This is a genomic window from Flavobacterium agri, from assembly GCF_013401995.1.
Classification (GTDB): Bacteria; Bacteroidota; Bacteroidia; order Flavobacteriales; family Flavobacteriaceae; genus Flavobacterium; species Flavobacterium agri.
The window spans coordinates 252,294-274,917 of record NZ_JACBJI010000002.1; the positions used below are offsets into that span (position 1 = coordinate 252,294).

Consider the following 22,624-nt stretch of genomic DNA (forward strand, 5'->3'; position numbering starts at 1 on the left):
CAAAATTAGGTGTGTCAAAAATAAAAGGACCACCCAAAGCGATCTTAAGGCGACCCGCCAATCCATGATCCCGATACTTCGGGACGGGAGAACTTGGATCAAAAGTTTAGGAAACAAAAAAGACCGCCCAAAGCGATCTTAAGTAGCTCCGCCAATCCACGATCCCGATACTTCGGGACGGGAGAACTTGGATCAAAAGCTAGGAAACAAAAAAGACCGCTTTATGCGATCTTTAAGTAGCCCCGCCAAGAATCGAACTTGGATCAAAAGTTTAGGAAACTCCCATTCTATCCGTTGAACTACGAGGCCGAATAAAAAAAGCCACTCTGTTCGAATGGCTTTTCTGTTTTGCTCCCCCTCTTGGGCTCGAACCAAGGACCCTCTGATTAACAGTCAGATGCTCTAACCAACTGAGCTAAGGAGGAAGATGTTATATCTTTTAAGCGGTGGCAAAGATAAAGCGAAAATCCATTTTTGCAAACAATTTCAAGAAAAAATTCAAGAAAAATTATCTGCCCAGAATCGCCTTGTAAATGTCGTTTCCGTTGGCGAACAAAATGAGGCCGATTAACAGCACAAAACCAGTCATTTGCGCGTATTCCATGAATTTGTCGCTCGGTTTGCGGCGTGTGATCATTTCATAAAGCAAGAACATCACATGGCCTCCGTCGAGCGCAGGAATCGGCAAAAGGTTCATCACCCCGAGCATGATCGACAACACGGCGGTAATGTTCCAGAAGTTCTGCCAAGCCCATTCGTCGGGAAAAATGTTGAAGATTGCGTAAAATCCTCCAACGCCTTTGTAAGCGCCCGTACTCGGCGTGAAAATCGCCTTGAGCTGCGTAAGGTATTTGCCCATGCTCTCCTTGAAATTGTTCACTCCGGCAGGGAAAGATTCAGAAAACGAGTATTCGTGGACGCTAAGCTTATAGTAATCGAGGCGTTCTAAGTTGCGCAACGTAGGAATCGCAGGATTGATGAGCAGCTTTCCGTCCTTATTGAACGTGACTTTGGTCTGCACGTCTTTGTTGTCGCGCAAAACCACGGCATTGAGTGTCTGGCTTTTGTGTTGTTGTCCGAAAGCTTTCACCTGATCGAAATAGCGCAACGTTTCCCCGTTGATCGATTTGAGTACGTCGCCTTTCTGCAAAATGTCCTTGTTAGGGGAATCATCGGCGAAATTACCCACCACAAACGGGATACGGTATGTGAACAACGGCACTTTTTCGCCGTCCATCATGCGTCCGGTAAGGTCTACGGGCAAATCGATTTCCTTGAGCTGGCCGTTGCGTTCTACGGTTACTTTATGTCCGAAAACCGTCGCGTAAGCCGCGTCTTCGAAAGCCGTGAATTCCTTTCCGTCTACGTTGACGATTTTGTCGCCGTTCTTGAAACCTACTTTTTCACCGATCTCGTTCGTCACCCAAATCCCGTCTTTGACTTCTGTGTTCGCGACATAGGAATCTCCGTAGGCATAAGCGATCCCGATATAAATCAAAAACGCAAGGACGAAGTTCACCGTAACGCCTCCGAGCATGATGATAAGCCGTTGCCAGGCCGGTTTCGATCGGAATTCCCACGGTTGGGCTTCCTGCGCCATCTGTTCGGTGTCCATGCTTTCGTCTATCATGCCCGAAATCTTGACGTATCCGCCAAGAGGCAGCCATCCGATTCCGTAAACCGTTTCTCCGATTTTCTTCTTGAAAAGCGAAAACTTGACGTCGAAGAACAAATAGAATTTCTCGACGCGCGTCTTGAACAATTTGGCCGGTATGAAATGCCCGAGTTCGTGCAAGATGATCAGGAGCGAAAGGCTCAGCAAAAACTGGGAAAGCTTGACTACGATATCCATAAAATGTATTGAATTGGAGGCAAAAATAACGTTTTATCCCAAACAGCCTCTTAACGATATCGGTTGAACTTGTAAATGTTTGTTAATAGTTCCCGAAGCTTCGCGCCTTAAGGGTTAAATTTACTGAGGAACCGATTGTGTTCCTTTAAGCAAAAACCACAAATAATGCAGCAAATTTCCACAGCGTTGCTTTCCTACGGAATGTCGGGTAAGATTTTTCACGCGCCTTTCCTTGAATTACATCCCGGTTTCGAACTTGTCGGAGCTTGGGAACGTTCCAAAAAACTCATAAACGACGATTTCCCGATGGTCAGGAGTTATCCGACTTTAGAAGCCGTACTCAAAGATCCGCAGGTCGAACTCGTTATCGTTAATACGCCTACAGAAACCCATTTCGAATATGCCAAGGCTGCGCTTGAAGCCGGAAAACACGTGCTCGTAGAAAAAGCCTTCACGACGACCGTTGCCGAAGCCGAAGAACTGTACGAACTCGCCCAAGAGAAAAACCTCAAGCTCGCCGTGTTCCAGAACCGCCGTTACGACAGCGATTTCAGGACCGTCAAGGATATTTTCGACAAAGATATTTTGGGTGATATCGTCGAGGCTGAATTCCATTTCGATCGCTTCAACCCGAATTTGAGCCCGAAAGCGCACAAGGAAGTACGCACCGGCGGTTCGGGCGTGCTCAAGGATTTGGGACCGCATATCATCGACCAGGCGATGTTTCTTTTCGGTTTTCCGGAATGCTTGTTCGCCGACATCCGCGTCACACGCGAGAATTCGGTCGTAGACGATTGGTTCGACATCACGCTTTTCTACAAGAAATTCCGCGTACGTCTCAAATCGAGTTATTTCGTGCGAGAGCCGTTGCCTTCGTATGTGATCCACGGCACGAAAGGATCGTTCATCAAAAGCCGCGGCGACGTGCAGGAAGACGAACTCAAGACGGGCAAAAAACCGATGGTCACCGATTGGGGCAAAGAACCCGATTTCCGCAAAGGCGTACTGCATACGGAAATCGAAGGACTTGAAGTACGCGAGCACGTACCGACGCTTCCGGGCAATTACTATTATTTCTTCGACGATTTATACCAGGCGATCAAAAAACACAAAGCCGTTCCGGTCTCGGCCGAAGACGGTATAAAGACCATGCGCATCATAGAAGCGGCGATCGAAAGTTCGTCCGAAAAGAAAATCATCCAATTCCAATCCGTTCAGGTTTCATGAAAAAGCGACAGTTAGGCCAATCCGATTTACAGATTTATCCGATCGTTTTCGGAGGCAACGTATTTGGTTGGACGATTGATGAAAAACAATCGTTCGAAATTCTAGATGCGTTTACAGGCGCGGGTTTCAACTGTATCGACACGGCCGACGTGTATTCGCGATGGGCGCCCCAGAATTCGGGTGGCGAATCGGAAACCGTCATCGGGAATTGGCTCAAGTCCAGAGGCAATCGCGACAGCATCGTTTTGGCTACCAAGGTCGGAAGCGATATGGGTGAAGGCCGATCGCTAAAAAAAGACTACATACTGCGCGCCGTCGAAGCCTCGCTCAAACGTCTGAACACCGATTATATCGATTTGTACCAGACGCATTTCGATGTGGAATCGACGCCCGTCGAGGAAACGCTTTCAGCTTATGACCAACTCGTCAAAGACGGGAAAGTGCGTTGGATCGGTGCTTCGAACATGAGCTTGGATAGATTAAAGGAATCTTTGGATACCAGCGAATTGAAAGGTCTTCCGGCTTATCAGACATTGCAACCGCATTACAATTTGTATGCGCGCGAACTGTATGAAAGCCAGTACGAGCCGTTTTGTCTGAGTCATTCACTTGGTGTAATCACGTATTTTTCGCTTGAGAGCGGATTTTTAACGGGTAAATACCGAACGAAATCCGACCTTGGGAAAAGCCCGCGTGGCGGCGATATGGATAAGTATTTCGACGACCGCGGACTCAAGATACTTTCGGCTTTGGACGAGATTTCGCAAGCGCACGATACGACGCCTGCAGCAGTTGCGCTAGCATGGCTGATCAACCGCCAATCCGTTACGGCTCCTATCGTAAGTGCGACGAACCTCCAACAACTAGAAAGCATAATCGCAGCACCAAACCTCGACTTGGTAGCCGGTGACATCGCTACGTTGAACGCAGCTAGCCATTGGTAATATGAACGTTTTTACAATACAATTCCCAATAACGAATCCACATCGTACAAATGCGACCCGATTAATACCACAACGACTCAACTAAAACACACAACCACCATGAAACCACACACCTTCACTTTCAAAGACGACGGGATTATCCCGAACAGCGCGTTACCGCTGCTTTTCTACAAAGGCGTTTTCCTCGAGGAATATGTAGATGCCGATGCGATGATTGCCCATTTTCGCGACTTCGGATGGCGCAACGCCTGGAAAAACGGCGTATACGATTACCATCATTATCATAGCATTACGCACGAAGTCCTCGGGATTTATCAAGGGCGCGCGGTCTTGCAGCTCGGTGGTGAAAAAGGCGTCCAGTTAGCGGTAGAGGCCGGAGACGTGATCGTGATTCCGGCAGGCGTGGCCCATAAACGCGTTTCCCAATCGGAAGATTTCGCCGTAGTCGGCGCTTATCCGGACGGATGCGAGTACGACCTGATGAAAGGCGAGGCCGGCGAACGTCCGAAAGCCGATGCAAACATCGCGAAAGTGCCGATTCCCGAATACGATCCGGTTTACGGAAAAGCGCAAGGGCTTCTTGAGACTTGGAGCCTCGAGCTCGTCCATTGATTTCCGCATCGACAAATCCAATCAAACCTTGAACTTTATATATAATGGATTTACAGCTAAAAAATAAAACGGCGTTGGTCACGGGATCGACGGCCGGAATCGGTTTTGCGACCGCGAAGCTTTTGCTCAAGGAAGGCGCGAAAGTGTATATAAACGGAAGGAAACAAAACGGCATAGACGAAGCGATCAACCGTCTGAAAAACGAAATTCCCGATGCGCAAGTGCAAGGCATCGTCTGTGATTTCTCTAAAAAGGACGATATCGAAAATCTGTTGGCAACCTTGCCCGAAGTTGACATTCTGGTCAATAACGTGGGGATTTTCCAACCCGTCGAATTTACCGAAATACCCGATGAGGATTGGTTTCGATTTTTCGAGGTCAACGTGATGAGCGGCGTGCGTCTGTCGCGCCATTACTTCCCGAAAATGCTCGCGAAAAATTGGGGACGCATTATTTTCGTCTCGAGTGAAAGCGCGCTCAACATTCCTCAGGAAATGATCCATTACGGCATGACGAAAACTGCCCAATTGTCTGTGGCCAGAGGTTTGGCGCAACTCACCAAAGATTCGGGCGTGACCGTGAACAGCGTGTTGCCGGGACCGACGGCTTCGGAAGGGCTTACCGATTTTATCGACCTCGACGAAGAAAACAAGGCGCGAAAAGAAAAGGAATTTTTCGAGACCGCACGCCCGACCTCACTGATCAGGCGTTTTGCCCAACCGGACGAAATCGCAAGTATGATTGTGTATTTGGCGAGTCCGCTAGCCGCGGCTACGAATGGCACGTCGGTTAGGGTAGACGGTGGTCTGGTGACGACGATCGCTTGATTTTGATTCCGACGAAGGAGGAATCTCCGCCTAAAACCCAACCCATAAAAAAAGCCGCTGTTCATCGCAGCGGCTTTTGATTTAAAAAGAGATTTATCTTCTGTTATTCTTTGACGAATTTAAAAGTGCGTTCGCCTCCATCGGTATAAACCGTCACGAAATGCACGCCCGAAGCCAATGCGGAAACGTTCACTTTATCCTGTGTGGTTTCCAGAACGTGTTGGCCCAATGGATTGGTCACGATTACTTTCTGCAAATTCACATTTAATGGCAGGTTCACGTTCAAAATGTCTCTTGTCGGGTTCGGATAAATGTTCGCGCCCGCAAGAGTCGTAAAACTGCCCACGCCCAAAGAAGCGTTGCTGTCGCGCGAAATGATGTGCTTGTCGGGATCGAATTGGATCGAAGTCACCGTAAACGGAACGGGCATGTTGAATGTTTGTCCGTTCGAAGTATTGTTGAGCACCAAATCCATCTGCTGTCCGCCCGCGCCGAAAACACGAACCGGAACCGGCATTTCGAAAAAGCTCACCGATGGGTTCGATTGCGTCTGGTTCACGGTCAAATGGCAAATCCCGCCCGACCAGTTTGAAGCCGTTATACTATAGGTAGGATAACCTTGCTTGAAAATCCAATCGTCGAAAAACTCGTCGAGATTCTCTCCCGAAACCGCTTCGAAATGCGACTGCAAATCGGTCGTAACCGCATATTTGTAAGCATGATCGGGATCGGCGAGGTAGTTGCGAAGTGCTTGGTAGAAATTCACATCTCCGAGTTTCCAACGCAACATTTCAAGAACCATTGCACCTTTGTTGTAGCTCAATCGGCTGCTGAAAATGCGGTTCACGTTCGTCGCTTCGAAATCGGTAAGGTAAACCGCGCCGTTCGGAGACGACGTAATATCGTTGATCACATCTCCTTTCCAGTTTATGAAATCGGGCACGCCGTCAAAATGTTCGATGACCAACGCCGCAAGATAGGTCGCAAAGCCTTCGTTGAGCCAAATGTCTTTCCAGCTTCCGCACGTCACCTTGTCGCCGAACCATTGGTGTCCGAGTTCGTGGGCGACGAGTTCCCTCCAGAATCCGGCCATGAACGAAACGGTCGTGTGTTCCATTCCGCCGCCCCAACCGAATTGGGCATGTCCGTATTTTTCATCCGAAAACGGATACGTTTCGAACAATTCCTCGTACAAATCCATGATTGCAGGCGTTTGTCCGAAGCCGTCCTGTGCATCCTCGAGGTTTTCGGGATACACGTAATTGACGATCGGAAACTCGTTCGGCGCCGTTCCGGCATTGAGCGTAAACACGCTATAATTGGTAACCGCGATCGCGATGAGGTAAGCTGGTATCGGATAATTGTGATGAAAATGCGTCGTCTTGTTCGAGCCCGAAGTCGTTTGTCCGACCTCCAAGCCATTGGCTACGCTCACGTATTGGGATGGAGCCGTGATGAAAATGTCGACGCTGTTCACCTTGTCGTTCAAATCTTGCTTGCAAGGCCACCAATCGCGTGCGCCGAAAGGCTCAGAAAGCGTGAAAAGCGCAGGCGTTCCGTTGTGAGTGGTCGTGGTGAAGGCCTGTTCCCCGAACGAAGGTTCTCCCGAATAATTGATTTCGAGCGTAGCCGATGTGCCGGCCGTTTGCACAGACGGAAGCGTCACGACCAATTCCAAAGCCGTTTGGTTGAACGTCAGGTTCGTCGTGCCCAGCTTTACCGAACTCACCGTGAGCGAATTTGTCAAATCGAAATGGATATTGCTCATGTTCGACAAGGCCGTATACGTCGTGGTGACTTTACCCGTGATGAAATAATCGGCGGGATCTACGGTAAACTCGAGTTTGTGGTACGTGATGTCGTAGTTGGTCGTATTCGGGTTGATCTGCACCGAAAGCAAGCTCTCGGCCGATTTCATTTCCGATTCGGCGATTTTCGCAATCCCGTTGACAGGGTTTTGTCCGAAAACGGAAACCGCAAACAACGTTGCCAAAAAGTACAGTTTTTTCATAGAAATTTTAAAATTGGAGCGAAAGTAATCAATATTGATGTAATTGTGTGTTAATGTGGCAATAAAGTAACAGGCAGTAGCAACAGAAAGCAGCGTACACATTACGGATTTCGTTGGGATTCGAAAACCCAGATTCCTCACGCTTCGGAATCCCAACGAAATCGCACCAAATAACATCTACCTTAAAAACAAATGACTAAATTTGCCGCTCTATCACCGAAAAATCAAGAAAATACGCCATGTTACAAATAGCTTACATTCGCGAAAACCAGCAAAAAGTAATCGATGCCCTTGCCAAGCGCAACATCGAAGCAACCGCCTTGATCGCCGAGGTCGTCTCTTTAGACGAAAACCGCCGCGCAACCCAGGCCGAACTCGACAATACTTTAGCCGAATCGAACAAGCTGTCCAAAGACATTGGCGAACTCATGAAAAACGGGGAGAAGGCCAAAGCCGCGATCCTAAAGGAAAAAACGGTCGCACTCAAGGAAAAGAGCAAAGACCTTTCTGAAAAACTCGACGTGTTCGCGAACGATCTCACGGCAAAAATGTACACGATTCCGAACCTCCCGGCCGACATCGTCCCTCACGGCAAAACTGCCGACGACAACGAAACCGTGTTCCAAAGCGGCGAAATTCCGCAATTGCACGGCGAAGCACAACCGCATTGGGATCTTGTGAAAAAATACGACATCATCGATTTCGAGCTCGGCGTGAAAATCGCGGGAGCAGGTTTTCCGGTCTACAAAGGCAAAGGCGCGAAATTGCAGCGCGCGTTGATTTCGTATTTCCTCGACAAAAACACAGAAGCCGGATATAACGAAGTCCAGGTGCCACATTTGGTAAACGAGGCTTCGGGCTACGGAACGGGCCAACTTCCGGACAAGGAAGGCCAGATGTATTACGTGACCGAAGACGATCTGTACCTGATCCCGACGGCCGAAGTTCCCGTGACCAACCTGTACCGCGACGTGATCCTTCACGAGAACGAATTGCCGGTGCTCAATACGGGTTACACACCGTGTTTCCGACGCGAAGCCGGTTCGTACGGCGCTCACGTGCGCGGTCTCAACCGTTTGCACCAATTCGACAAGGTAGAAATCGTACGCATCGAAAAACCAGAAAACTCATACGCGGCCCTCGACGGAATGGTCGAACACGTAAAAAACATCCTTGACGAGCTCAAATTGCCGTACCGCGTGTTGCGTTTGTGCGGTGGCGACATGGGATTCGCTTCGGCTTTGACTTACGATTTCGAAGTGTTCTCTACGGCCCAGGACCGTTGGCTTGAGATCAGTTCGGTATCGAATTTCGAAACCTTCCAGTCTAACCGTTTGAAATTGCGTTTCCGCGACAAGGACGGCAAGAACCATTTGGCGCACACGCTCAACGGAAGCTCGTTGGCTTTGCCGCGTGTTCTCGCCGGAATCATCGAGAATTACCAGACGCCCGAAGGCATCGTGATTCCGGAAGTGTTGCGAAAGTATACAGGATTCGACATCATCAACTAACAATAAGCCTCCAATTTCGGGGGCTTTTTTTTAGCTGCGAATGACACGAATCGCACAAATAGATTGGTGAAATTCGTGGCTTACACTTGACATTTGTCAATCTCCTTTTATGACAAATATCAATACGTCACGATTTTACATGATCTACTTTTGGTTTATACAAAATCGTAAACATCATGAAAAATCGAGCCCAACTTTTAGAAGACAGCTTATTGGTCATTTGGAATGACCGCAATTCGCAAAACAGATTGCAGGCCATGCAAAGAATCTATGCGTCCGATATCCAATTTTTTGAAACTGACGGCGACGAACCATTCGTCGGCCACGACGCGATCAATGATGTGATCGGGAAACTGCAATCGGAATGGCCGGTTGAATTCTCATTCCAACTTACAGAGCCCGCCAAAGCCAATAATGAAATCCAACTCATTTCGTGGACGCTCGGCATTCCCGGCCAAACGCCTGTCGCCAAAGGATCAGACGTCGCGATAATCGAAAACGGCAAAATCAAGTCGCTGCATTTGTTTTTGGGTTGAATCGGGAAACCCATAAAAATCTTGGGTTTTTCCCAAAAGTGCGTGCATAATGCCTCAACGCCCGTATCTTTGCGCTTTCCGATACACTAATCCGTACAAAAAAGTGTTATATTGGAAAGGTCTAGGAATACCCGAAATGAAACGCATATTTGCCCTTATCGCCGTGCTTTTTTCGTTGGCCGCTTTCGCACAGAACGAGCAGCTCGCCCAGAATTACTTTGACAAAGGCGAATTCGAGAAGGCCAAAGTCAGTTATCAGGAATTGCTCAAGAACCAGCCGTCGAACAGCATTTATTTTCAACGTCTGATCGAATCTTTCCAGCAATTGCAACAACTTGAAGAAGCCGAACGCCTGTTGCGCGAACGCTTCGACCGATACAAACAAGGCGGTCTTTTGGTCGAGATCGGGTACAATTACCAACTCAAAAAGGACGAATCCAAAGCCAAGAAATATTACGAGGACGCGCTCGACCGTATCAAGCAGAATGTAGGAGAGGTTTATAGTGTCGCCTCGACTTTCGAAAAACGTTCGCTGCTCGATTATTCGTTGCGCGCCTATAAACTTGCGCTCGAGAAGGAACCGAAAATGAATTTCAACTATCAGATGGCGTTGCTTTACGGACAACAAGGCAATACCGAGATGATGATCAATACCTTTCTCGACGAGGCCTTCACGAATCCGAACAGCGGTATCGTCGTGCAAAACCAGTTGTCGCGTTTCATGAATGAGGACGCCGACACGAATTTCAACGAAACCCTTCGCAAAGCTTTATTATTGCGTGCCCAAAAAAACCAGGACATTTTCTGGAACCAATACCTGAGCTGGTTCTACGTCCAACAAAAAGAATACGGAAAAGCGTTCATACAGGAAAAGGCGATCTACAAACGCAATCCCGAGACGTTCTTCAACATCGTGAACCTCGCCGAACTTGCGGTTCAGGAAAACGATTCCGAGACGGCCAAGGAGATTTTCGGATGGGTTTTGGAAAATACGACCGATATCGATTTGCGTGTCAAGGCCAATTATTACCTTATGGAAATGCGCGTCAAATCGGCGACCGATAAAGACAACGCGTTGATTGAAGGCGATTTCAAGAAGCTCATGGACGAGTTCGGACTCAATCCGTTCACGTTGGATTTGCAGATTCTGCAGGCGCATTTCGTGACGTTCAACATGAAAAATCCTGAATTGGGCAAAACCTTGCTCAAGGAAGCGTTGCAGCTCCAACTCAACAAATACCAGCAATCGGACGTGAAAATGGAACTTGCCGATATTTTGCTGTACGAAGAGAAATTCAACCAGGCGTTGATTTATTATTCGCAGATCGAGGACGATTTGAAAAACGATGCCGTCGGACATGAAGCCAGCCTCAAGTCGGCGCGTACAAGCTACTTTAAAGGCGATTTCACTTGGGCGCAAGCGCAGTTCAAGACGCTCAAATCGGCATCGACGCAATTGATCGCGAATGACGCTTTGGAATATTTCCTTCTGATTTCGGACAATACCGTCGAAGATTCCACGCAAACGGCTCTCAAAAAGTTCGCACGAGCCGATTATTTGCTTTACCAGAACAAGATAAAGGAATCCGAAGCCGCGTTCCAGGCCATTTTGCAGGAATTCAAAGGTCAGCCGATCGAAGGTGTGGCCTTGCTTCGTTTGGGCAGGATTTACGAAAAGACAGGCGATTACAATACGGCTTTGACGCTGTACAAAAGTATCATCGACAACCACGCAGACGGTATTTATGTAGACGAAGCCTTGTACTTCTCGGCCGACATCTACAACTACAACCTCAAAGATCCCGAAAAAGCCAAACCGCTTTACGAGAAAGTGATATTCGAGCATCAGGATTCGATTTATTTCGTCGAAGCAAGAAAGAAATACCGCACTTTGCGCGGCGATACGAACTTGTAGAAAATTTCAAAACCCAAATTCCAAATTCCGATCGTTTCTGTTCGGAACATCAAAACATCAAATCATGATTCTATACAACGTCACCATCAACATACACGAATCCGTTCACGACGAATGGATGCATTGGATCCAGCACAAACACATAGCCGACGTGCTCGCGACGGGCAAATTCACCTCGGCGCGAATGGTCAAGGTTTTGGTCGATGAAGACATGGGCGGCACGACGTATTCGATACAATATTGCGCCGAAAACCGCGAAATGCTCGAGCGTTATTACGAAGAAGACGCGCCAAGATTGAGAGCCGAAGGAGTCGCGCTTTGGGGCGATAAAATGCTGGCGTTCCGCACCGAACTCGAGTTGATTTCGGATCACAAAACCGTATGACATGGATAAGGTAAAAGCCAAAAAACACCTCGGCCAGCACTTTCTCAACGACGAGAACATCGCGAGAAAAATTGCCGAAACCCTTAGCGGAAACGGTTATTCGGATGTTTTGGAAATCGGTCCCGGAATGGGCGTTTTGACGAAATATCTGCTCGAAAAAGACTTTACGACTTATGTGATCGAGATCGACCACGAATCGGTCGATTATCTCAATGCGCATTATCCGAAGCTTCACGGCAAGATCATTTCGAAAGACTTCCTGAAATACAACATCAAAGAGGTTTTCGAGGAGCGCCAATTCGCGATCATCGGGAATTTTCCGTATAACATCTCGTCTCAAATCGTGTTCAGGACGCTCGACTTCAGGCATCAGATTCCCGAGTTTTCGGGTATGTTCCAAAAGGAAGTGGCCGAACGCATCTGCGAGAAAAAAGGCAGCAAGACCTATGGAATCCTTTCGGTTTTGGTGCAGGCGTTTTACGAAGCCGAATATTTGTTTACCGTGAGCGAGAACGTATTCACGCCTCCGCCTAAAGTGAAATCGGGCGTTTTGCGATTGACGAGGAAGGAAAACTATACGCTTCCGTGTAACGAAAAGCTCTTTTTCAATGTCGTCAAGACCGCTTTCAACCAACGTCGGAAACAACTCCGGAACAGTTTAAAAAGCTTCGGCCTGTCCGAAAAATTGCGCGAAAATCCTATCTTTGACCTCCGTCCGGAGCAACTGGACGTGGCGCAGTTCATTTCGGTAACCCAAAACATCGAGGCTGATGGAGTTCAAAGTCAGTAAGGAATTAATTTCGCAAATCGAAGTGCTCATCACGAGCAAAGACGACAGGGCACTCGAAACCCTGCTCAACGATCTGCACCCTGCCGATATTGCCGAAATCCTCGACGAACTCGACGCCAACGAAGCCACGTATATTTTCAAAATTCTCGATACCGAGAAGACGGCCGAAATCCTTTTGGAACTCGACGAGGAACAACGCGAGGACATCCTTGAGCGCCTTTCCCCTAAAGAGATTGCCGAAGAACTCGACGCGCTCGATACGAACGACGCCGCCGACATCATAGCCGAACTTCCGCAAAGCCGGAAAGAGGAGGTCATCCTCGAGCTTCAGGACGTGGAGCACGCCAAGGACATCGTCGAACTCTTGCGTTACGACGAGCACACGGCGGGCGGTTTGATGCACAAGGAACTCGTCAAAGTCAACGAGAACTGGAACGTTTTGACGTGTGTGAAGGAAATGCGCATCCAAGCCGAAAACGTGTCGCGTGTGCATTCGATTTATGTAGTCGATGACGAAGACAGGCTGAAAGGGCGTTTGTCATTGAAAGATTTGCTCACGACTTCTACCAAAACGGCGATTTCGGATGTCTATATCCGAAAACTGAACATGGTGAAAATCGATACCGAAGACGTCGAGGTTGCGCGCATCATGCAGAAATACGATTTGGAAGCGATTCCAGTAGTCGATGAAATGGGTATTCTCGTAGGGCGCATCACGATCGACGACATCGTAGACGTAATCAAGGACGAAGCCGACAAGGATTACCAGCTCGCGGCGGGTATCTCACAGGACGTCGAGGCCGATGACAGCATCCTCGATTTGACGCGCGCGCGTTTGCCATGGCTGGTTCTCGCACTTTTGGGCGGATTCATTTCGGTTCGCGTACTCGGTTTGTTCGAAGGCGCGATGCTTGAACACGGTCACTTGTTTTTCTTCACGCCTTTGATTGCGGCAATGGCGGGAAATGTGGGCGTACAATCGTCGGCGATCATCGTTCAGGGTTTGGCCAACAACACCATCAGCGGTTCGCTTTTCAACCGATTGATCAAGGAAGTGTCGCTTGCGTTGCTCAACGGATCGATCCTGGCCATCATACTTTTCCTCGGGAGTCATTTTCTTTTGGACGTCGAAATGATCGTAGGGTTAATCGTGACCATCGCTTTGGTTTCGGTAATCATCATCGCGTCGCTTATCGGTACTTTTATCCCGATTTTGCTCGATAAGTTCGGGATTGACCCGGCTCTCGCGACCGGCCCGTTCATTACGACGAGCAATGATATTTGCGGGATTTTGATTTACTTCTCGATTGCGAAGTTGATTTTGGGGTTTTGAGGTTCCGAGCGCAGTCGAGGAACCACGGCGATTGCATCCAAACTACAATTTTAAGTTAAACCATACCGAAGCGAAAGTTTCTCCGTTACATTTGTGACTCTCATTTATTTGAACGCATGAAATTATGGTTGCCCATATTGCTTTTGGTCGCTGCGAACGCTTTTTCACAGCGCGACACGGGCAACAACGCGCTCAACATTCCGCCGATCAAACCTCCCGAAATAACCGCGCCTGTGGTTACGCCTCCAAAGAAAGATCCGTATTATGTGCCGCCTTCGATTAAGGGCGAACCTTCTAAAACCTACAGTCTGGATCTGGACAACAAGATCAATTTTGGTGCGCCAAAGCCAAAATTTGAGAATCCGGGCGATGCGGTAGCCGAGAAAATCAACACCGAAGGCAGCGGCGGGAAGAATTTCAAAGAATTGCGCGTGAACAAGCACGTAGGCGAATTTCGCGTGAAGAGCAGTTTGATTACGATTCATTATCAGGATACGGGAGCTTTCATAGACGGCGAGCGTATTTCGGTTTACATCAACGATAGGTTGGTACGCGACCTTGTCATGACGGGTACGCGCGAATCGATTGACATTCCGTTGGATAAAGGTTTCAATAAAGTAGCGCTCAAAGTCACCGACGTAGGCACGGTTTGGCCGAGTACGATCACATACGAAGTGACCGACGACAAAGGGAAAGTACTCACTTCGGACACTTGGGCTGCCGATACAGGCATCATTTCAGACATGGTCATCTTCAATGAATAATGCCTTTTTGGTAACTTTGGCAAAAACACAGCCGTGAGTGCCAAGAAAATCCTTCATCTAGACAGCAACCATCAAATTTTACTGCAACAACTTGCCGATTCGGGTTTTGAGAACCACGAAGATTATACGTCTTCGAAATCGGAAGTCGAAGCCAAGATCGCCGATTATGACGGTATCGTCATCCGAAGCCGTTTCAAGATCGACAAACAGTTCCTCGACTGCGCTCGGAACCTCAAATTCATAGCCCGCGTCGGCGCCGGACTCGAAAGCATCGACATCGACTATGCCGAATCCAAAGGCATCGAACTCATAGCCGCTCCCGAAGGCAACCGAAATGCCGTGGGCGAACATTCATTAGGCATGCTGCTTAGTCTTTTCAACAAACTCAACACAGCCGATCGAGAAATCCGTGCGGGTCACTGGAATCGCGAAAAGAACCGCGGACACGAACTCGACGGCAAAACGGTCGGAATCATCGGGTACGGCAACATGGGGAAATCGTTCGCCAAAAAACTGCGAGGATTCGATGTCGAGGTTTTGTGTTACGATATTCAGGAAAACGTGTCCGACGGCAATGCCAAGCAGGTTTCGTTATCGGAACTTCAGCAAAAAGCCGACGTGCTCAGCCTTCACATACCATGGACGCCCGAAACAGACAAAATGGTCGATTCGGCCTTTATCAACGCGTTCGAAAAACCGTTTTGGCTCATCAATACCTCACGCGGCAAAAACGTCGTGACCGATGATTTGGTTTCGGCTTTGGAATCGGGGAAAATCCTTGGCGCAGGTTTGGACGTACTTGAATACGAAAAGCTCTCGTTCGAAAATCTGTTCGACGGGGAAATGCCAGCGGCGTTCCAATATCTGCTCCAATCCGAAAACGTGCTGTTGTCGCCTCACATCGCGGGTTGGACAGTCGAAAGCAAACAACGACTCGCCCAGGTCATCGTCAATAAAATCAAGATGCTCTATTTCGGATACACGATTGGCGAAATGCCCGAGAAACGCGTCACGGGAATCGGCGGTTTTTTCTTCAAGGCAAAAGACCCCGACGCGTTGAAGGCTTGGTACAAACAACATTTGGGAATTCCGGTCGATCAATACGGTTGGACATTTTGGTGGAAAGACGCCGATGGAAACGACTGTTCTACGCAATGGTCGCCATTCAAGGAAGACACGACGTATTACGAACCGTCGACCAAGCCGTTCATGCAGAATTTCCGCGTCGAAAACCTCGACAGGCTGCTTGCCCAACTCAAAAACGAAGGCGTGACGCTGGTTGGCGAGCCCGAATCTTTCGAATACGGCAAATTCGCATGGATACTCGATTTAGAAGGCAATAAGATCGAACTTTGGGAACCGTTCGACAGCGCTTTCCTGTAGGTTTGCTTTTTTTGTGAGATTTTCCGTTCTTCGTAAAATCAACCAACCTTTAAATCAAACAAATATGGAAGAAATTAGGGAGAACAACGACATTCCTGTATTCAACGTAGACCCTATTTTGGTGCTTGTGCTCGGGTTTTTGACCTGCGGCCTGTACCTCATTTACTGGAACATCAAAGCGGCACAAGTGATGAACGCCGTAGTAGGACGTGAAGTCATTTCGCAGCCGATCGCGATTTTCGCCGGATGCTGCACACCCGTAAACATGTATTTTTATTACCTCGCAGGGAAAGAAGCGTTGCCGGTTTTGTATCAAAAAACAGGCGAGACACAAAAAGACCAATCGGTTCTTTTGTTGGTTTTAGGATTCTTTTTCCCGATGGTAGCCGCAATGATCGTACAAGGTGACATCAACAAGCTTTACAAATAAGAAGAAAAAGTACAAGATTTACGGAATTGCCGGGGCTGTTTTGACCCTGGCAATTCCTTTTTTGATACATCTCACCGAAAGCGGAAACCATCTCGAAACCGCCCAGTCGTTCTGTCCGTTCAAAATGCTCACGGGCATGCCTTGTCCGGGTTGCGGGATTACCAAATCTTTGGTTTTTTTGTATGAAGGCGATATTTACAAAAGCCTGTATTACCACATTTTCGGGCTTTCGACATTTGTTTTCTGCCTAGGATTGTTGGTTCTTTTGCCGTTGGAACTTTCTACGGGAAAAGAATACTTCAATTCTGTTTTCTACAGTAAAAAAATAGGATGGACGCTTGCGATAACCCTGATTGTTTATCACTTTATACGACTGTGCTTTTTCCTGGCAAACCACACTTATGATGAGGTGATGCTACAATCGATCTGGCGTTAGATTTCGCCTTTTTTCTCCAGTTTTCTTTCGAGTTCGGCCTGGAATTCCTCGAGTACGGGTTTTACGGTACTGTCGGGCAAATCGGCGATGCGGATGTACATCAAACCGTCTACCGAATTGTTGAACAAAGGATCCACGTTGAACGCGACCACTTTCGCATTCTGCTTGATGTACTTTTTGATAAGCACCGGCAAGCGCAAATTCCCCGGTTCGACCTCGTCAATGATCTTGTCGAATTTGTTGAGGTCGGCTTCGGCTTCGTTGAACACGAAATCTTTGTCGGCATCTTTCAATTTGACCTTGAATTCCTTTTTCGGAGACACCAACGACGCCACATAAGGATCGTAATAATGCGACTTCATGAACTCGATCATCAGCGATTTCGAGAAATTCGAGAACTGGTTCGAGATGCTCACGCCGCCGATCAGGTATTTGTTGTCCGGATGGCGCAATGTCGTATGCACGATGCCTTTCCACAACAGGAACAACGGCATCGGTTTTTGTTGGTATTCGGGAACGATGAACGCACGTCCCATTTCGATCGATTGGCTCATCATCGGGAACAATTCGGGTTCGAATCGGAAAAGCTCGTGCAAATAAAAACCGTCTATGCCGTATTTCGGATAGATTTCGGTTCCCAATCCCATGCGGTACGCGCCGGCAATGCATTTCGCCTCGTCGTCCCACAAAAACATATGATGGTAATACTGGTCGTATTTGTCAAGGTCGATCGACTCGTTCGTGCCTTCGCCTACTTCGCGGAACGTAATTTCCCTGAGACGCCCGATCTCGTGAAGGATGTTCGGGATTTTCTGCGCTTCGGTAAAGAAAACCTCGTAGTTCTTGCTGCGCGTAAAGCAAGCGTCGTCGGTTTGGCGCAACATCGAGATTTCCTCGAGTATCTTGTCCTGGTTCGCCGGATGCACGATCTGCTTGGGCGGACGTTGCTGCTGTTGCAACAGCTTGTTCGCGTTGTTCAGGAAAGACGGATCGTTCTCGAAAGCGTTCGCGAGCATATACGTCTTGGTACGCAAAAACGTTGTGTATTCCTCTAGCGATTGGTATTCGTTTTGTTCGGCTACCGAAATCGGTTTCCCGATGCGCACTTTGATTACGCGCTTTTTCTGTGTCAACAGTTCCGACGGAAGCTTCGCCGTTCTTAAAGTGTCGCTGATTTTCGACAGGAAATAGAAAAGGCGGCTGTTTTTCGCGTGGAAATAAATCGGCACGACCGGAACTTGTGCCTTGCGGATTACTTTGATCGCGCCTTCTTCCCACGGACGGTCTACCATGAGTTTGTCGTCTTTAAACGTCGAAACTTCTCCGGCAGGGAACATGCCCAGCGGATGTCCGTCCTTCAAATGACGGAACGTTTCCTTAAGTCCTATCACGCTCGATTTGTCCTTGTGCGACTCGAACGGATTTACCGGCATGATATACGGTTTGAGCGGTTCGATGCGGTGCAGCAAAAAGTTCGCGATAATCTTGAAATCGGGTTCGCGGTCGAGCATCATCTTGAGCAGCAAAATGCCGTCGATGCCGCCAAGCGGATGGTTTGAAATCGTGATATAAGGGCCTTCTTTAGGAAGTCTTTTGAAATCTTCTTCGGGAATCTCGAACTTGATCTGGAATTCGCCTATGACCGAATTCAGGAAGTCTACGGCCGATTCGTCCTTATGCCTGTTGTAGATTTTTCTCAGGGTAGAGATACGAAGCACTTTCATCAGCACCCAGCCGGCAAAAGTCCCGAAAACTCCATATTTGTCAGCATTTATCGCACGTGCGATTTCTTTAGCGGTGACGAGCCCCATTTGGTTTGGTTTATCGGGCAAAGATAGGAAAATTACGCCATGTTAAGCGACTGTAACGTTTGCATTTCTCGCAAAAATTCGAGCGGATTTGGCAGTAGTGTTGAGATATTGCTACGGAGACTGGAAATGTTTTTTGTGAGATGTGAAATGTAAAATGTGATATGGTCGACTCCGTATAATATTGTTGGAGGATTTAGGATGCGAGTATTTGAATTACGCGTCCAAATCATAACTTTGGATCGAATGCTGACAAGAAAAACCAATATTTCAAAAGATTCACATCTCACATTTCACATCTCACATCTCACATTTCACAAAAAAACATTTTACATACTAATGAAAATCATCTCCTATAACGTCAACGGCATTCGCGCCGCCATCAACAAAGGTTTTATCGAATGGCTCAAAATGGCCGACCCGGACGTGATCTGCCTGCAGGAAATCAAGGCCACGCGCGACCAAATCCCGACCGAATTGATTTCGGAAGCCGGATATCCGTACCAATATTATTTTTCGGCCGAAAAGAAAGGCTACAGCGGCGTGGCAATCCTTTCCAAAACCGAACCCAAGAATGTCGTTTTCGGAACCGGAATCCCATCGATGGATTTTGAAGGACGTAACCTGCGCGCCGATTTCGACAACATTTCGGTGATGAGTTTGTATTTGCCGTCTGGAACCAATATCGCGCGTCTCGACCACAAATTCCAATATATGGACGATTTCCACAAGTACATCTCGCACCTGCGCAAAGAAATCCCGAACCTCGTGATTGGAGGCGATTACAACATCTGCCACAACGCGATCGACATCCACGATCCGATCCGCAACGCTAATGTTTCGGGGTTTTTGCCGCGCGAACGCGAATGGCTGGGCATGTTCATCGATTCGGGATTCATCGATTCGTTCAGGCATTTCAACCAAGATCCGCATCATTATACCTGGTGGACGTACCGCGCCAACGCCCGTGCCAATAACAAAGGCTGGCGTCTCGATTATCTTTTGGTCACGCGCGAGATCGAAAACCGACTCAAGCGCGCGGTCATCCTTAAGGATGCGCACCATTCCGATCATTGTCCGGTGCTTGTTGAAATCGAGTGAATAACTTTTCAAAACCCGCATCCTTTGCCCGATGCGGGTTTTTAATTTTGTACGGAGTGGTTTGATGAGGTTTTGATTTCGACGAAGGAGAAATCTCGACCAGTTCGCCTTGGATGAGATTTCTCCTTCGTCGAAATCAACAAAACCACCATAAACGATTCCTACGAATCCAAATCAAAACCAAATGACCAAGAAAATCACAGTCGCACTTTTGATCGCCGTGCTTTCCACATCGTGCGTGTCCAAAAAATTGTACACCGAACTCGAGGACAAATACGCCAAGCTCAAAAAGGAAAACCGCTCGCTCGCCGATACGAACGACAACCTGACCAAAGAGAAAAACCAGCTCGACCTCGATTACAAAACGCTTCAGGACGAACTCGCGAAGACCAAATCGGAACGCGATAAGCTGCAGAACGAGTATTTGGCCGCCTCGAACAGCCTCAAGAACCTGCAATCGTCTTATGCCGCTTTAGAAAAGAACAGCAGCGACGAACTGCAAAGCAACATGAACAAGAACCGCGAGCTTTTGGCCAAACTCGAAGCCAAAGAAAAAGCGCTCGCCGCCGAACAGGCACGTCTTGACAAGCTAAAGTCCGATTTGCAATCGAGTTCACAACGTTTGGCCGAACTCGAGAACATGATGTCGCAAAAAGACGCGGCCATGAAAAAGCTCAAGGAAACCTTGTCTAAAGCGCTCAACAGCTTCGAAGGCAAAGGCTTGACCGTAGAGCAAAAGAACGGCAAAGTGTACGTTTCGATGGAAAACAAGCTGCTTTTCAGTTCGGGAAGTTGGGCTGTCGGAAGCGAAGGACGCCGCGCCGTTGTGGAAGTAGGTAAGGTGTTGGGCGTAAACCCGGACATCACCGTACAAATCGAAGGCCACACGGACGACGTGAAATACCAAGGCTCTGGCCAGATTTCAGACAACTGGGATTTGTCTACCAAGCGTGCCACGGCCATCGTGAACATCCTGATGGAGAACAAGAGCATCAACCCGGGCAACCTTACCGCATCGGGACGAAGCGAGTATTCCCCGATCGCGGGTAACGACACGCCCGAAGGCAAAGCCAAAAACCGACGCATAGAAATCATCCTTACCCCAAAACTCGATGAGATATCGAAGATGCTCAACGAGATTTAACCAATAGAAATGCTACGAAAAAAGGTTCCCGAACAAGGAACCTTTTTTTATTGACGAAAATCGAACTTATTCTATAGCAAGTTTGGTTCTGTACATATTTCCCTGGCTGTCTTCGAGCATCACCATATAAACGCCTCGGGCCAAATCTCCTGTCGTGAAATGTCCGCCCAACGTGTTTTCGATGCGCTCGTCCACCACGATTTTTCCGGTATTCTCGTACACCTTGAATTGTGCCGGATAAGGCAAATTCGGAGCATCGAGAAACACTTCGCCTTCGCTTGGGTTCGGGTAAAGGCGCATGCCGTTGCGCGCAAAATCATCGGCACCTAAAGATGTGTCGATGATCCTGTAAATCGTGCCGCCTCCGTTCACGTATAATTCCCCGTTCATGCCCTGTCCGAAAGTCGTTATCGAACCTGCGAAATTCAGGTTGTTCGTCCACGTAATGGTACTTCCGCCCGCATTGATGGTCGCGAGTTCGCTGATGCAGTAATCGGCGAAGAAATATTTTCCGATGAAATTCGGGTACTGGCTGCCGCGATACACATAACCGCCCGTGACCGAACATCCGTTGGTGTCGTCATGCGTGTATTGCGCCAAAGGCATCACGTAATTCGAAGCCGGTTGGCAACCCGACGTGTTGTAAGGCACGTTTCCTTCATAACAGCGCCAGCCCAAATTCTGTCCGGGCGTTAGCGGAGACACAAGGTGGTTTACTTCCTCGATCGCGTTTTGACCGACATCGGCAATCCATAAGTCGCCGTTTTCCTTGTCGAACGACCATTTCCAGGGATTTCGCACACCTACATAAAAGATTTCGTCATTTCCGGCAATGCCTACAAAAGGATTCGTCGCCGGAATGCCGTATGGCGAAGCCGAATCGACATCGATACGCAACATTTTACCGAGGTTTTGAGTAAGGGTTTGGGCATTGTTGGGCGTATCGCCTCCGCCACCTCCGTCACCCATGCCGATGTACAGATAGCCGTCGGGCCCGAATCTGAGCGATCCGCCGTTGTGGTTGCTGTTCGTAGGGTGAAGCACCGAGATGATAGGGAATCCGCTAGAAGCGTCGGCTACATCGGGATTCGCGCTTACAGAATAACGCGAAACGACCAAAGCGCCGTCGCCTGTTCGGGTATAATACACGTAAAAGTAGCCATTGCTGGCATAATTCGGATGGAACGCCAAGCCAAGAAGCCCGCGTTCGCCGCCGGTAGCGATCGTAGCCGTGGTAAGCGTAAGAAAATTGGTAGCGTTGATTGTTCCAGTTGCGGGATTCAGGATTCGGATCGCGCCGCCTTGCTGTACGACAAACAACCGCGAATCTCCGGCGTTTTCAATCGCGATCGGCCCCGAAAATCCGGAAGCGACCGTCGTAAGGCCTATCGTTTGGCCCAACACGCTTATTCCCAACATCAAAAGCATAGTAGATAGAAGTGTTTTCATGGCTATTGTTTTTTAGGTTGTCATAAAGATAATAGGAAATGTACAGACGATTTAAGAGGAGTATGGTTCATACTTATATAATTTACTGTAAAACAGCAATATAGTAAAATTTCGAATTATTGTTTTATCGACGAAGTGTTCAATAAATCCGACAAACTACATAAAA

At 48.2% G+C, this 22,624-nt stretch carries 20 protein-coding genes, 2 tRNA genes and 1 pseudogene; 17 read left to right on the forward strand and 6 right to left on the reverse strand.

The window, feature by feature from the left end:
- Window positions 1-237: 237 nt before the first annotated feature.
- From HZF10_RS05185 to rseP, 3 genes are all read right to left on the reverse strand, one after another.
- Window positions 238-309, reverse strand: a tRNA-Arg gene (locus HZF10_RS05185).
- 42 nt (window positions 310-351) lie between these two features.
- Window positions 352-425, reverse strand: a tRNA-Asn gene (locus HZF10_RS05190).
- An 83-nt stretch (window positions 426-508) separates the two neighbouring features.
- On the reverse strand, window positions 509-1,852 hold the full coding sequence (gene rseP, locus HZF10_RS05195) for an RIP metalloprotease RseP (RefSeq protein ID WP_176005121.1): 1,344 nt from the start codon (window positions 1,850-1,852) through the stop codon (window positions 509-511).
- A gap of 165 nt (window positions 1,853-2,017) precedes the next feature.
- Between rseP and HZF10_RS05200 the strand changes: the two genes are divergently transcribed.
- The 4 genes from HZF10_RS05200 to HZF10_RS05215 all read left to right on the forward strand — a co-directional run bounded on the left by HZF10_RS05200 (window position 2,018) and on the right by HZF10_RS05215 (window position 5,462).
- On the forward strand, window positions 2,018-3,079 hold the full coding sequence (locus HZF10_RS05200; RefSeq protein ID WP_176005122.1) for a Gfo/Idh/MocA family oxidoreductase: 1,062 nt from the start codon (window positions 2,018-2,020) through the stop codon (window positions 3,077-3,079).
- The gene (locus tag HZF10_RS05205; RefSeq protein ID WP_176005123.1) at window positions 3,076-4,023 is read left to right on the forward strand and encodes an aldo/keto reductase; all 948 of its coding nucleotides are present in this window, start codon (window positions 3,076-3,078) and stop codon (window positions 4,021-4,023) included. Before HZF10_RS05200 ends, HZF10_RS05205 begins: the two co-directional genes overlap by 4 nt.
- 99 nt (window positions 4,024-4,122) lie before the next feature.
- Entirely contained in the window at window positions 4,123-4,635 is a 513-nt protein-coding gene (locus tag HZF10_RS05210; RefSeq protein WP_176005124.1) for a cupin domain-containing protein, read from the forward strand.
- 44 nt (window positions 4,636-4,679) lie between these two features.
- Window positions 4,680-5,462 (forward strand): SDR family NAD(P)-dependent oxidoreductase, encoded by a 783-nt coding sequence (locus HZF10_RS05215; RefSeq protein WP_176005125.1) that lies wholly within the window; start codon window positions 4,680-4,682, stop codon window positions 5,460-5,462.
- A 103-nt stretch (window positions 5,463-5,565) separates the two neighbouring features.
- On the opposite strand, the gene HZF10_RS05220 is transcribed toward HZF10_RS05215, so the two are convergent.
- Window positions 5,566-7,473 carry a M1 family metallopeptidase gene (locus tag HZF10_RS05220; protein WP_176005126.1) on the reverse strand — a complete coding sequence of 636 codons (1,908 nt, stop codon included), beginning with the start codon at window positions 7,471-7,473 and terminating at the stop codon, window positions 5,566-5,568.
- Window positions 7,474-7,712: 239 nt separating this feature from the next.
- On the opposite strand from HZF10_RS05220, the gene serS reads away from it, so the two are divergent.
- The 11 genes and pseudogenes from serS (at window position 7,713) to HZF10_RS05270 (ending at window position 16,956) form a co-directional block, all read left to right on the forward strand.
- Window positions 7,713-8,984 (forward strand): serine--tRNA ligase, encoded by a 1,272-nt coding sequence (gene serS, locus HZF10_RS05225; protein ID WP_176005127.1) that lies wholly within the window; start codon window positions 7,713-7,715, stop codon window positions 8,982-8,984.
- A 176-nt stretch (window positions 8,985-9,160) separates the two neighbouring features.
- Entirely contained in the window at window positions 9,161-9,520 is a 360-nt protein-coding gene (locus tag HZF10_RS05230; protein ID WP_176005128.1) for a nuclear transport factor 2 family protein, read from the forward strand.
- 136 nt (window positions 9,521-9,656) lie between these two features.
- On the forward strand, window positions 9,657-11,435 hold the full coding sequence (locus tag HZF10_RS05235; RefSeq protein ID WP_176005129.1) for a tetratricopeptide repeat protein: 1,779 nt from the start codon (window positions 9,657-9,659) through the stop codon (window positions 11,433-11,435).
- Between the two features lie 64 nt (window positions 11,436-11,499).
- Window positions 11,500-11,820 carry a DUF4286 family protein gene (locus HZF10_RS05240; protein WP_176005130.1) on the forward strand — a complete coding sequence of 107 codons (321 nt, stop codon included), beginning with the start codon at window positions 11,500-11,502 and terminating at the stop codon, window positions 11,818-11,820.
- A gap of 1 nt (window position 11,821) precedes the next feature.
- Window positions 11,822-12,610 carry a 16S rRNA (adenine(1518)-N(6)/adenine(1519)-N(6))-dimethyltransferase RsmA gene (rsmA, locus tag HZF10_RS05245; RefSeq protein WP_176005131.1) on the forward strand — a complete coding sequence of 263 codons (789 nt, stop codon included), beginning with the start codon at window positions 11,822-11,824 and terminating at the stop codon, window positions 12,608-12,610.
- Window positions 12,591-13,943: a magnesium transporter gene (mgtE, locus tag HZF10_RS05250; protein ID WP_176005132.1), complete on the forward strand. Its 1,353-nt coding sequence runs from the start codon at window positions 12,591-12,593 to the stop codon at window positions 13,941-13,943. Before rsmA ends, mgtE begins: the two co-directional genes overlap by 20 nt.
- Window positions 13,944-14,059: 116 nt before the next feature.
- Window positions 14,060-14,707 (forward strand): hypothetical protein, encoded by a 648-nt coding sequence (locus HZF10_RS05255; protein WP_176005133.1) that lies wholly within the window; start codon window positions 14,060-14,062, stop codon window positions 14,705-14,707.
- Window positions 14,708-14,740: 33 nt separating this feature from the next.
- A pseudogene (locus HZF10_RS05260) lies at window positions 14,741-15,679 on the forward strand (2-hydroxyacid dehydrogenase); the annotation flags it as partial.
- 21 nt (window positions 15,680-15,700) lie between these two features.
- Window positions 15,701-16,090, forward strand: coding sequence for a VOC family protein (locus HZF10_RS18155; RefSeq protein WP_176005364.1), 390 nt, complete (start codon window positions 15,701-15,703; stop codon window positions 16,088-16,090).
- Between the two features lie 64 nt (window positions 16,091-16,154).
- Entirely contained in the window at window positions 16,155-16,520 is a 366-nt protein-coding gene (locus HZF10_RS05265) for a DUF4234 domain-containing protein (RefSeq protein WP_176005134.1), read from the forward strand.
- Between the two features lie 61 nt (window positions 16,521-16,581).
- The gene (locus HZF10_RS05270; RefSeq protein ID WP_246282481.1) at window positions 16,582-16,956 is read left to right on the forward strand and encodes a DUF2752 domain-containing protein; all 375 of its coding nucleotides are present in this window, start codon (window positions 16,582-16,584) and stop codon (window positions 16,954-16,956) included.
- On the opposite strand, the gene HZF10_RS05275 is transcribed toward HZF10_RS05270, so the two are convergent.
- A complete protein-coding gene (locus tag HZF10_RS05275) occupies window positions 16,953-18,767 on the reverse strand; it encodes a GNAT family N-acyltransferase (protein WP_176005136.1) in 1,815 nt (604 codons plus the stop codon). The genes HZF10_RS05270 and HZF10_RS05275 overlap by 4 nt on opposite strands.
- A gap of 336 nt (window positions 18,768-19,103) precedes the next feature.
- Between HZF10_RS05275 and HZF10_RS05280 the strand changes: the two genes are divergently transcribed.
- Both HZF10_RS05280 and HZF10_RS05285 read left to right on the forward strand, forming a co-directional pair.
- Window positions 19,104-19,865 carry an exodeoxyribonuclease III gene (locus HZF10_RS05280; RefSeq protein ID WP_176005137.1) on the forward strand — a complete coding sequence of 254 codons (762 nt, stop codon included), beginning with the start codon at window positions 19,104-19,106 and terminating at the stop codon, window positions 19,863-19,865.
- 184 nt (window positions 19,866-20,049) lie between these two features.
- Window positions 20,050-21,009: an OmpA family protein gene (locus HZF10_RS05285; RefSeq protein WP_176005138.1), complete on the forward strand. Its 960-nt coding sequence runs from the start codon at window positions 20,050-20,052 to the stop codon at window positions 21,007-21,009.
- Between the two features lie 66 nt (window positions 21,010-21,075).
- Here the strand turns inward: HZF10_RS05285 and HZF10_RS05290 are convergent, their stop codons facing one another.
- Window positions 21,076-22,458 carry a PQQ-dependent sugar dehydrogenase gene (locus HZF10_RS05290; RefSeq protein ID WP_176005139.1) on the reverse strand — a complete coding sequence of 461 codons (1,383 nt, stop codon included), beginning with the start codon at window positions 22,456-22,458 and terminating at the stop codon, window positions 21,076-21,078.
- Between the last annotated feature and the right edge of the window lie 166 nt (window positions 22,459-22,624).

Coding starts and splice junctions, on each gene's coding strand:
- HZF10_RS05230 (WP_176005128.1), top strand. CDS start 9,161: ATGAAAAATCGAGCCCAACTTTTAGAAGACAGCTTATTGGTCATTTGG.
- HZF10_RS05285 (WP_176005138.1), top strand. CDS start 20,050: ATGACCAAGAAAATCACAGTCGCACTTTTGATCGCCGTGCTTTCCACA.
- serS (WP_176005127.1), top strand. CDS start 7,713: ATGTTACAAATAGCTTACATTCGCGAAAACCAGCAAAAAGTAATCGAT.
- HZF10_RS05255 (WP_176005133.1), top strand. CDS start 14,060: ATGAAATTATGGTTGCCCATATTGCTTTTGGTCGCTGCGAACGCTTTT.
- HZF10_RS05235 (WP_176005129.1), top strand. CDS start 9,657: ATGAAACGCATATTTGCCCTTATCGCCGTGCTTTTTTCGTTGGCCGCT.
- HZF10_RS05265 (WP_176005134.1), top strand. CDS start 16,155: ATGGAAGAAATTAGGGAGAACAACGACATTCCTGTATTCAACGTAGAC.
- HZF10_RS05290 (WP_176005139.1), bottom strand. CDS start 22,458: ATGAAAACACTTCTATCTACTATGCTTTTGATGTTGGGAATAAGCGTG.
- mgtE (WP_176005132.1), top strand. CDS start 12,591: ATGGAGTTCAAAGTCAGTAAGGAATTAATTTCGCAAATCGAAGTGCTC.
- HZF10_RS05280 (WP_176005137.1), top strand. CDS start 19,104: ATGAAAATCATCTCCTATAACGTCAACGGCATTCGCGCCGCCATCAAC.
- HZF10_RS05215 (WP_176005125.1), top strand. CDS start 4,680: ATGGATTTACAGCTAAAAAATAAAACGGCGTTGGTCACGGGATCGACG.
- HZF10_RS05240 (WP_176005130.1), top strand. CDS start 11,500: ATGATTCTATACAACGTCACCATCAACATACACGAATCCGTTCACGAC.
- HZF10_RS05205 (WP_176005123.1), top strand. CDS start 3,076: ATGAAAAAGCGACAGTTAGGCCAATCCGATTTACAGATTTATCCGATC.
- HZF10_RS05220 (WP_176005126.1), bottom strand. CDS start 7,473: ATGAAAAAACTGTACTTTTTGGCAACGTTGTTTGCGGTTTCCGTTTTC.
- rseP (WP_176005121.1), bottom strand. CDS start 1,852: ATGGATATCGTAGTCAAGCTTTCCCAGTTTTTGCTGAGCCTTTCGCTC.
- rsmA (WP_176005131.1), top strand. CDS start 11,822: ATGGATAAGGTAAAAGCCAAAAAACACCTCGGCCAGCACTTTCTCAAC.
- HZF10_RS05200 (WP_176005122.1), top strand. CDS start 2,018: ATGCAGCAAATTTCCACAGCGTTGCTTTCCTACGGAATGTCGGGTAAG.
- HZF10_RS05275 (WP_176005136.1), bottom strand. CDS start 18,767: ATGGGGCTCGTCACCGCTAAAGAAATCGCACGTGCGATAAATGCTGAC.
- HZF10_RS18155 (WP_176005364.1), top strand. CDS start 15,701: ATGCCCGAGAAACGCGTCACGGGAATCGGCGGTTTTTTCTTCAAGGCA.
- HZF10_RS05210 (WP_176005124.1), top strand. CDS start 4,123: ATGAAACCACACACCTTCACTTTCAAAGACGACGGGATTATCCCGAAC.